The following is a 9,422-nucleotide window of genomic DNA, read 5'->3' as shown; positions in this document are numbered from 1 at the left end:
TGCCAGGTACTTCACACAGCTTTCCTCATCGGGAAACCGCTCGTGAAACTCGAACAAAGACAAACTCTTAAACCGCTTTTCCATAACTTTCTGCTTACCCTGTCAATATACCTGCATTTTAGTTATTGAAAAAGTGCCTTGTTCAATTTAACATTTCGGTCATAAAGGGGAAATGACTCTTTTACAAGGAATATACTTTACACATTGGCAATTATATGTATGATTTTCTTTAGCGTAAATATGGCAAAAGCTCAGGATTTATATCATACAGCTAATGGCCGTGTGTTGCTGATTGTTCCAGTTGGTGACTCTGTAATCAACCTGCATTCTCAAAAACTATTGCAGAACTGGGTTACAAAGAGGCTTGTTTTAAAATGACCCTTCCCGCCAATTCTTTGTATTCCGGTGTAGATTCTCTGGACGCGTCATTTCCTCTATGGAGGATGCTAAAATTATATTGGCGGGGCAGCTGAACATCACAAAAAGTGGTGAAGGTGAAGATAAGATAGATACAGGCAAGCATTCACCTAAAACTTTTGAGTTTAGGGCAACCCTTAACTATAAAACGTCAGATCTGCCAATAAGTGGAATAGGTTCCCTGGAACATATTGAAGGAGGGTCACACCTCAAATGTGTGCTTGGGTTAACATTTGAGGTTAGTGCAGAATTTCTTCAAAACAGGCTTTCGGAAAGCAAAAATATTAAAGTACATATTCACCAGTTGGTATTAGATCAAACACTATAATTTATTAAGATTTTTCATGGAGTATTATCACAGTAAACTTGTTAAAAACAGTTCTTTTCAGGATGTAGTAGATCATGTGGTTAAAGAATTGGGCAGAGAGGGTTTTGGAGTATTAACCGAGATCGATGTTCAGGAAACTATGAAACACAAACTTAACATTGATTTTAATACCTACAAGATATTAGGGACATGTAATCCCGAGTACGCATTTAAAGCATTAAAGGCCGAAGATAAAATAGGCACCATGTTACCCTGTAATGTGATTGTGCAGGATCTTATGGATGGTCATATCGAGGTGTCAGTTGTAGACCCGATAAGCTCTATGCAGGCAATTGCCAATGAAGACCTTGAAATAGTGGCTTTGAATATTCGCCAGAAATTACTCGATGTCTTACAAAATGTATAGGTCATGTTAACCTTAAGAAAAGCAATATTATATACTTTGGCGTGGTCTACAATGATCATAAATACCTCCTGCTCGGTGGGTCATCATCACCAGACATCTAAGAAACATGCTGATCCTGTTTGTGAGAATAGCGTTGACGTAAATGCAGCACTTCAGTATTCAAATAATGATGAGATGTATTACTTCAACAGTGAAGAATGTCTCCAGGTATTTAAGAAGAATCCTGAAGAATTCAGTATGGCTCTAGGGGGCAGACCCGGACTTTTTCGTGGTAAATGAAGGGTTCCTGTAATGGCCGGATTGATGGTAGTAGGTATGGGTACAGTTATGATCCTGGGTGATTATAACCACTAAGCTATTGATGTTTTGATAGCAGAATATCATACATCAAAGTCAAGATTTCAAAAAAAGAGAGCGGGGCAATATGCTAAATTTGAATAAGTGCAAGTCCTTAGTGGCTTGATACTGTAATTTTAAAAGTTAATAAAATTTAAAAATAAATATTATGCATTGGTTTGAAGGACATTATGGGGGTATGCACATCATCTGGTGGGTGATTTGGGTGATTTTTATCGTTTGGATTTTTGCAACGCCCTGGGAAATACCAGGGCAAAAAACGAAAAAGGAAACTCCATTGGATCTTTTGAAAAAGAGGTACGCTAAAGGAGAAATCAGTAAAGAAGAATATGAAGACATAAAAAAGACCTTGTTAAAATGAAGGAAATAAAAGCTTTCGTCAGGCCGAATCGATTACCTGATATTGTAAATCATTTGCGTCAAGAAGGAATTTGTTGCCTAACCGTCTTTGAAGGAGAGGGAACAGGGCACTACACGGATGAGCGCAAGGATTTTCCGTCTTTGAGGCACCCATTTTCACATGCTAAAATAGCAAAACTGGAAGTTGTTTTACCTGATAAGGAAGTGAAGACAGCACTAGAGATTATACATCAAAATGGAAAAACAGCCCACTCAGGGGACGGCATTATTTATATCACAGAGGTTAGTGAGATGGTCAAAGTAAAATCATTAGAACCCGACTTGGAGAACAGAGACTTATGAAAAATATTTTAGTACCTACCGACTTTTCAGAAACAGCTAATCGAGCGGCAGATATTGCCATTGCCATAGCAGAAAAATCAGGTGCGGAAATTCATTTTTTGCACCTACAAATCACGCCTGTGCCGTGGGTTAAACTTGATAAGGAGAAGGAGCAGCGATTTCCCGAAACATTAAAGGAAATCGGGCATGCGAAGAGCGAGCTTAATAAGCTGGTAAATAAAGTGGAAACCAAAGGTTTGAAGGGCAAACAGTTTCTCGTATTTGATGTGGGTAGAGAGGAAATTCTCAAACATATCCCATTCCACCATCATGATTTTGTCGTCATGGGTTCGCATGGTGCATCGGGTGCAAAAGAAATGTTTATCGGATCGAATGCGCAAAAGGTACTGAGAGATGCTACTGTACCCGTTTTGATCATCAAAGAAAAGTCTAAGTGGCCCGTTAACAATGTGGTTTTTGCATCCAATTTTGAAGAAGATGTCAAAGAACCTTTCAAGACAGTGGTGAAGTTCGCTGATCTCAACGAATCCAATATTCACCTTCTTTATGTCAATGTGCCGTTTTCATTTGAGGAGACGGACAGGAGCCTTGAGAAAATGCATGCTTTTCATGAAACCTGCCCGCGCGGAGGCACTTGCACCACCAACATCTACAATTCGCTAAATGAAGAACGCGGCATTCTTAAGTTTTCCGAATCTGTAAATGCTGACCTTATTGCATTAACTACACATGGGAGGACCGGCTTTTTTAACCTGATAGGAAAGAGCATTACCGAAAACCTGGCAAACCATGCCGATATACCTATACTAAGTATTAACCTTAACCGATAACGATATGAAAAATACGTTAAAAACAGCAGTGACACTCACTTTATTGATAGCGGCTTTATCTGCCTGTCAGCAACAGGATGTAAGCACAATGTTAGAAAATGATGACACCCGAAATGAAATATTTAATACCATCATTTCCGATCATGAATACGCTGAACAATTGATGACCAAAATGATGGAGGATGATCATACCCAAATGATGATGAAAGGCAATGAGCAGATGATGGGTATGATGATGTCAGACAATGATCAAATGATGGCCATGATGAAAGATAAGCCTGATATGATGCATAATATGATGAGCAACATGATGAACATGGCTGACTCGGATTCGTCCATGTGTGCCCATATGATGGACATGATGAAAGATAAACCCAATATGATGGGACAGATGATGGACATGATGCACAAAGAAGGCATGATGGACAAAGAAACAATGATGAGAAATAAAAAAAATATGGGAGTAGATATCCATCCTGGTCACCACTAAAAAACTAAACTATGAGAAATAATCATATGATATGGATGCTGGTTGGATGCCTGGGCATCTTCCTGCTGCTTTTCTTATTGCCGTTTTTCGGCTTTAATGGAACTAACTCGCTATTTATTTTCATCATTGTATTTTTTGTGGGCCACCTTTTTATGATGGGAAGTCATGGTGGGCACGGAGGCCATTCTGGACATGGCAGTAATCAAGAAAATCAATCCAAAAACGAAAACGATCATGCAACACATCAACATTAAAAAATTCGCACTGGCTTGGGGAGTAGCGGGTGTCGTTTTCTACCTGGGCTGTATTATACTTATGGCTTCCGTAGGCCGTGAAGGTACCATCCTATTTTTTAACAGTTTGCTCCACGGGCTGGACACTACAACTTTGATCAGAATGGACGTCCCCTGGACAGAAGCGCTGATTGGGTTGGTGGAGATGTTTATTTTGGGTTGGTTATTTGGAGTTTTGATAGCTTCTGTTTACAATGTTTCTTTCAATAAAGGTTATAGAAAGAAAGAAATATAAAAATGATAGATAAATGTTGAAATTAAGAAGGAGAGGAAGTACCTTAATTTAATTTTAATTCATGTGCTCATAGGAGCATATTTGGTCATTTTTGTGGCACACCTACTTACTTAAATTGGGGTGGATGACAGGGGTGAAATATTAGGGTTAGAAAGTGATTTTAAAACCTTGCGACATAAAAATACAGATGGCTATGAGAGAAAGATTTTTGAGATCATAGCCAATAATATTGGTCAGCAATATTCCTTTAAAAACCATGTGTCATTTCATCAAATACAAGGAGAGAAAGTATGTGTTGTAGATATAGAAAACTCTCCTGAACCAGCTTATTTGTCGAAAGGAGAAAACACGGTGTTTTTTACCCGTAACGGAAATGCTACATGCCCCCTTACAGTAAAAGAAACAGTTGAATATCTGGAAATGAGAAAATAACAAAATCAAGCAAAATGAAAAACAAACCCGAGGTAGTAATTGTGACAGGAAGCAGTGGAATGATAGGCTCGACCTTGATTCATAAGCTGGCTGAAAAATACCACGTAGTTGGATTTGACCAAGATGGTTCTCCTTTTCCGCCCGTAGAAGCAGAATGTGTATGTGTGGATCTTACGAGCGATGATCGAATGGATTTTGCTTTCAAAAGAGTTCGCTATGCCTATGGCAACAAAATAGCTGCGGTAGTGCACCTTGCCGCCTATTATGATTTTTTAGGGGAACCCTCCGATCTGTACGATAAAGTGACCGTCAAAGGCACAGAACGACTGTTAAAATTCCTACAGGATTTTGAAGTGGAGCAATTCATTTTCTCAAGTAGCATGCTGGTTTACAAACCTTCCTCTCCGGGGGTGCTCATTACGGAAGATTCACCATTGGAACCTAAATGGGATTATCCAAAATCGAAAGTAACGACCGAAAAAGTAATGCATGAAAAACGAGGCGAAATTCCTGTAGTGATGATGCGCATAGCAGGCGTATACAGCGAAGATGGTAGTTCAATACCTATCACCAATCAAGTTCAGCGTATTTACGAAAAACAAATTGCAGCACGACTCTATCCGGCCAATACAGCCCATGGCAGCACCTATGTACACAGAGATGATGTCATCGATGCAATAGCTTTGGCCGTAGACCAAAGGAAAGAACTCCCGTCAGAAACAATTATTAATATTGGAGATGAAGAAACTTTATCGTACAAGGAGTTGCAATACATCATCAGTACAGAAATCCGCGGTGAGAAAATGCCTATCATCTCGATTCCCAAATGGTTTGCCAAAATGGGGGCATTTATGCAGAACTTATTTGGCAAAGCTTTTATTAAACCTTGGATGATCGATCTTGCTAATGATCATTTTGAAATGGACAGTTCCAGAGCTAAAATGATTCTGGGTTGGAAGCCTAAACACGGTTTACGAGAGACATTGCCCAAGATGATTGAAAACTTAAAGGCTAATCCCAAGAAATTTTATCAAGAGAATAACCTGAAAAAATAGCTATAAATAGATTCCCAAACACTTAATTATGTCATAGTATGAAAAGCCACGACCACTCCTCAATGTCCCATCAGGATGATGGGGATAAATCTTCTAAAAAGATACAATACACTTGTTCTATGCACCCTGAGGTCGTTACTGATCAACCAGGCAAGTGCTCTAAATGCGGAATGACCTTAGTGAAAAAGGACGAAGCAAAAACCGAAATGTCAGGCCACAAAATGGAAGGTATGGGCTCAAGAGGCATCACACGTCCTATGATGCATACGGAAGAGCATGGCGGTCATGGACACATGGACATGGGCGGTATGAAAATGTCTACTGATGACCGCCTTACGATGCTCCAAGACCACCATAAGCAAACGCTCTGGGTTTACTGGACAATCATATTGCTTGGTTTTTGGATGATTACTTCCCCTCTCACTTTTGATTATGGAAAGAATGTGGTCGAGCCTAGTGGCGGAAGAGATGTGTGGCTTTCCCTTAGTGATCGTATTGCCGCAATGCGCTGGAGCGATATTATCAGTGGGGTATTGCTGGTATTTTTCGGATGGCGTTCCCTCAAGCCTAACCGTCCATATAGCGTTTGGATCCTTTGTTTTATCGGGATATGGATCAGTATGGCTCCCTTTATTTTCTGGGCTCCAACAGCTATCGCTTATTATAACAGTACCCTAATCGGTGCTTTAATTATTGCATTGACCATTCTTATTCCCGGGATGCCAAACATGATCATGTTTATGAAAATGGGCGGTGACGTACCTACGGGTTGGAGCTATAACCCTTCAAGCTGGCCACAGCGCTCTATTATGATTGGCCTGGCATTTATCGGGTGGCTGGCATCCCGGTATTTGGGAGCTTTTCAATTAGGGTATATAGACTATGCCTGGGATCCTTTTTTTGGTGACGGCACCATGACCGTTTTAGATTCCGATATGTCCCACTCCTTTCCAATATCGGATGCTGCATTAGGAACACTTGCATACACTTTGGAATTTCTGATGGGATATATGGGTGGAACCTCCCGTTGGCGTACCATGCCGTGGATGGTTACTCTTTTTGGGATTTTGGTAATCCCGCTTGGGTTTGTGAGCATTTTTTTAATCGTTTCACAGCCGCTTTCAGTAGGGGCTTGGTGTTCGGTATGCCTGTTTTCAGCTATTGTAATGCTTCCAATGATCCCATTACAAATTGATGAAGTGATTGCCATGTGGCAGCATATGGTGCAACGAAAACAAAAAGGGGATTCGTTATGGAAAGTATTTTGGAAAGGCGGTGATGCACTTTCTACTGAAAAGGATCAACGCTCCCCTGAAATGGCAGAATTTAATGAGCGCCCATGGGTAGTGTTTAAATCTTCAATCTGGGGAATGAGCTTCCCCTGGATGTTGACGATATCAACAGTTTTAGGGATTTGGTTGATGGTCTCTCCCACGGTTTTCGGGGTTGGGATAGAAACTCCATTTGCCGATTTAAATCATTTGGGAGGGGCACTTGCAATTGTATTTGCGGTTGTGGCCATGGCTGAAGTAATTAGAAGCTTACGTTACTTAAATGTATTGCTGGGCCTGGTACTGGCCGTACTGCCATGGTTTATTGAAGATGTCAATACAGCGTTTACGTTGAGTACAAGTTTAACGGGATTTTTGGTAATGGCACTTTCTTTTTCAAAAGGGAAAATCAAAGAAAAATATGGGCTTTGGGATAAATATGTGGTGTGACCATGATGACATAAAATATAATTAGAATGGCTTCCAAATGGAAAATATTACTGACTGCTTATAAGCACTACCGCGCTTACAAAAAATATATCCGCCAGGATGAAACGGCCCGGAAGAAATCCGGTGCTCCTGCCAGGCTGGTTGCCGACATTTTGAAGTTGGGACCTACTTACATCAAGCTGGGGCAAATACTCAGTACCCGCCCCGATGTGCTGCCGTCCCAATACATCCGTGCCCTCGAAAAACTGCAGGAAAATGTCCCCGCATTTCCATTCAACACAACCAAACAGATAATTGCAGACGAACTGGAAAAACCGCTGGCAGATAGCTACCGATCATTTGACGAAGCGCCTGTGGCCTCAGCCTCGCTGGCACAAGTGCATTTTGCCGTTTTGCATACGGGTGAAGAGGTGGCGGTAAAGGTGCAGCGGCCGGATATAAAAGCCAGGATAGTGAAAGACCTTCAGGAGTTCGAGGGGATAATCCGTTGGCTGAACCGTATTTTCCCAAAAAAAATACAGCGGGCAAACCTGCCAAAAGCTTTCAGCGAATTCAAACGCTACACCCTCCGGGAACTGGATTTTGCACAGGAAGGGGAAACCATAGAGCGGTTCAGGGAAAATTTTAAAGGTTGGGACGACATCCTGTTCCCAAAAGTGTATTGGAAGTTCAGCACCCAAAGGTTACTTACGATGGAACGGGTATCGGGCCTGCGACTGAAAGAAGCCATCAAACTTCTCCCTGAAGCGAAAAAGGAAAAGCTGAACACCAGGCTGTCCGAAATGGAATTGAAAATGTTTATCTCTGACGGCCTGTTTCACGCAGACCTCCACCCTGGCAACATCTTTTTTAAGGAGGATGGTAAAATTGTGTTGCTCGATTTCGGGATGTACGGTGAGCTGACCAAGGTGGAGCGCAACCGTTTTGTACTTTACTGGATGGCAGTAGTGCAAAATGATGTGAAGCAGGCTTTCTATCATTTTAAAAAACAGTGTACCGAATTGCCCGGTGCCGATGAAGCGGCTTTTTATGCCGTATTCAAGAAGCTGGCGGACAGCTTCTACGCCAGCCGCTTAAAAGAGGTGTCCATCACCAGGGTGTACCTGAATATGATAAATGCCGGCTACAAGTACGGCTATGTATTTCCTGAGAACTTGCTGCTGCACGCCAAAGCGCTTACCACTGCTGAGGCGCTGACCTTTGAACTAGCTCCCGATACCCGTTTTGAAGAAGTAACCCGGCCCATCATCACCAGGGAATTTGCGCGCCTGGCTTTGAACGGGCCGAGTATCAAAGCGAGGCTTGAGAAAGCGTTGCCGGCTTTTCTCCTTAGTGGGGAGATTATCCCTCCTGATTTCACGGAGAATAAAAAAGATGGAGACAGTTCCTTCTCCTGGAATACCGTATTGGGCCAACTTACCACTCAAGTCAAAGAAGGGCAGGCCAATGCCGGGCTTTTCAAAGCCATACTGAATAAACCGGCCAATGTAATTTTGACGGAGGAATTTAACCAAGAACAAATTCAGCAAATACTTAGCAGAACCTGGAAAGAATTTGAACGGCTGGAACCCGGCCTGCCGAAACAGGAAACCCTGGGCGCCACTTTTACCATCCACTTGGCCTGTGCCACCGTGGCATTGTACAAGGTGCTTCTACAAGCAGATAAAAACGTAGATGAAGCCACCGACCTCATCTACCGGATAGGTTGGAAAATCTACACCCGGATGGGCGAATACCCGATGCTAATTGCCGGAATGTTTTCTGACCATCCTTATAAAAAAATGGAACTGACCATGCAGGTTTTCAGGATGTTCCCCTTTACAGCCCCCGATTATGGCTGGCAGGACGTAGAAGGCGGAGAATACACCGTGGCCTTTAACTGTACTCGCTGCCGGGTAGCCGATTACTTCAAAAGTCTTGAATTGGGCGATTTGTGCTATCGCACCTGGTGCAAGCTCGATTTCCCCCTCGCAGAACAGTGGGGCGGCCACCTTGAAAGGAGCGGCAGCATTGCCGGTGGAGCAGGTATTTGTGATTTCAGATGGAAAGTAAACCCACAAAACGTAAAAGCATGAAAAAATGGTCACTGTACATCGGCAGCTATGCCGGCATCAAAGTCTTTATCCACTAGATATTCCGTATCATAATAGGCTGGA

12 protein-coding genes are annotated in these 9,422 nt (G+C 42.2%); all 12 read left to right on the top strand.

The window, feature by feature from the left end; genetic code table 11:
• The first annotated feature begins 436 nt into the window (after nt 1–436).
• The 12 genes from HUJ21_RS23415 to HUJ21_RS23360 all read left to right on the top strand — a co-directional run bounded on the left by HUJ21_RS23415 (nt 437) and on the right by HUJ21_RS23360 (nt 9,341).
• On the top strand, nt 437–745 hold the full coding sequence (locus tag HUJ21_RS23415) for a hypothetical protein (RefSeq protein ID WP_291373309.1): 309 nt from the start codon (nt 437–439) through the stop codon (nt 743–745).
• Nucleotides 746–761: 16 nt separating this feature from the next.
• Nucleotides 762–1,151: a DUF302 domain-containing protein gene (locus HUJ21_RS23410; protein WP_291373307.1), complete on the top strand. Its 390-nt coding sequence runs from the start codon at nt 762–764 to the stop codon at nt 1,149–1,151.
• A 3-nt stretch (nt 1,152–1,154) separates the two neighbouring features.
• On the top strand, nt 1,155–1,430 hold the full coding sequence (locus HUJ21_RS23405) for a YHS domain-containing protein (RefSeq protein ID WP_366483816.1): 276 nt from the start codon (nt 1,155–1,157) through the stop codon (nt 1,428–1,430).
• A 226-nt stretch (nt 1,431–1,656) separates the two neighbouring features.
• Nucleotides 1,657–1,869 (top strand): SHOCT domain-containing protein, encoded by a 213-nt coding sequence (locus HUJ21_RS23400; protein ID WP_014022545.1) that lies wholly within the window; start codon nt 1,657–1,659, stop codon nt 1,867–1,869.
• Nucleotides 1,866–2,210: a P-II family nitrogen regulator gene (locus HUJ21_RS23395; RefSeq protein ID WP_014022544.1), complete on the top strand. Its 345-nt coding sequence runs from the start codon at nt 1,866–1,868 to the stop codon at nt 2,208–2,210. The genes HUJ21_RS23400 and HUJ21_RS23395 overlap by 4 nt, the downstream gene beginning before the upstream one ends.
• The gene (locus HUJ21_RS23390) at nt 2,207–3,040 is read left to right on the top strand and encodes a universal stress protein (RefSeq protein ID WP_291373302.1); all 834 of its coding nucleotides are present in this window, start codon (nt 2,207–2,209) and stop codon (nt 3,038–3,040) included. Before HUJ21_RS23395 ends, HUJ21_RS23390 begins: the two co-directional genes overlap by 4 nt.
• Before the next feature lie 4 nt (nt 3,041–3,044).
• Nucleotides 3,045–3,530, top strand: a complete 486-nt coding sequence (locus tag HUJ21_RS23385) for a hypothetical protein (protein WP_291373300.1) — start codon at nt 3,045–3,047, stop codon at nt 3,528–3,530.
• Nucleotides 3,531–3,695: 165 nt separating this feature from the next.
• On the top strand, nt 3,696–4,058 hold the full coding sequence (locus tag HUJ21_RS23380) for a DUF5676 family membrane protein (RefSeq protein WP_291373298.1): 363 nt from the start codon (nt 3,696–3,698) through the stop codon (nt 4,056–4,058).
• Nucleotides 4,059–4,178: 120 nt separating this feature from the next.
• Nucleotides 4,179–4,490 carry a hypothetical protein gene (locus tag HUJ21_RS23375; RefSeq protein WP_291373297.1) on the top strand — a complete coding sequence of 104 codons (312 nt, stop codon included), beginning with the start codon at nt 4,179–4,181 and terminating at the stop codon, nt 4,488–4,490.
• A gap of 14 nt (nt 4,491–4,504) precedes the next feature.
• Nucleotides 4,505–5,545: an NAD(P)-dependent oxidoreductase gene (locus tag HUJ21_RS23370; RefSeq protein ID WP_291373295.1), complete on the top strand. Its 1,041-nt coding sequence runs from the start codon at nt 4,505–4,507 to the stop codon at nt 5,543–5,545.
• A gap of 38 nt (nt 5,546–5,583) precedes the next feature.
• On the top strand, nt 5,584–7,266 hold the full coding sequence (locus tag HUJ21_RS23365; RefSeq protein ID WP_291373293.1) for a vitamin K epoxide reductase family protein: 1,683 nt from the start codon (nt 5,584–5,586) through the stop codon (nt 7,264–7,266).
• Nucleotides 7,267–7,292: 26 nt separating this feature from the next.
• Entirely contained in the window at nt 7,293–9,341 is a 2,049-nt protein-coding gene (locus tag HUJ21_RS23360; RefSeq protein WP_291373291.1) for an AarF/UbiB family protein, read from the top strand.
• The last annotated feature ends 81 nt before the right edge of the window (nt 9,342–9,422 follow it).

This window comes from Cyclobacterium sp., assembly GCF_014762705.1.
In the GTDB taxonomy this organism is placed as follows: Bacteria; Bacteroidota; Bacteroidia; order Cytophagales; family Cyclobacteriaceae; genus Cyclobacterium.
This window is presented reverse-complemented; position numbering and strand designations above follow the sequence as displayed.

Bases quoted from the DNA above. Each gene is read 5' to 3' on its own strand.
- HUJ21_RS23405 (WP_366483816.1), top strand. From the start codon at position 1,155: ATGTTAACCTTAAGAAAAGCAATATTATATACTTTGGCGTGGTCTACA.
- HUJ21_RS23400 (WP_014022545.1), top strand. From the start codon at position 1,657: ATGCATTGGTTTGAAGGACATTATGGGGGTATGCACATCATCTGGTGG.
- HUJ21_RS23380 (WP_291373298.1), top strand. From the start codon at position 3,696: ATGGTGGGCACGGAGGCCATTCTGGACATGGCAGTAATCAAGAAAATC.
- HUJ21_RS23370 (WP_291373295.1), top strand. From the start codon at position 4,505: ATGAAAAACAAACCCGAGGTAGTAATTGTGACAGGAAGCAGTGGAATG.
- HUJ21_RS23390 (WP_291373302.1), top strand. From the start codon at position 2,207: ATGAAAAATATTTTAGTACCTACCGACTTTTCAGAAACAGCTAATCGA.
- HUJ21_RS23360 (WP_291373291.1), top strand. From the start codon at position 7,293: ATGGCTTCCAAATGGAAAATATTACTGACTGCTTATAAGCACTACCGC.
- HUJ21_RS23410 (WP_291373307.1), top strand. From the start codon at position 762: ATGGAGTATTATCACAGTAAACTTGTTAAAAACAGTTCTTTTCAGGAT.
- HUJ21_RS23385 (WP_291373300.1), top strand. From the start codon at position 3,045: ATGAAAAATACGTTAAAAACAGCAGTGACACTCACTTTATTGATAGCG.
- HUJ21_RS23415 (WP_291373309.1), top strand. From the start codon at position 437: ATGGAGGATGCTAAAATTATATTGGCGGGGCAGCTGAACATCACAAAA.
- HUJ21_RS23395 (WP_014022544.1), top strand. From the start codon at position 1,866: ATGAAGGAAATAAAAGCTTTCGTCAGGCCGAATCGATTACCTGATATT.
- HUJ21_RS23365 (WP_291373293.1), top strand. From the start codon at position 5,584: ATGAAAAGCCACGACCACTCCTCAATGTCCCATCAGGATGATGGGGAT.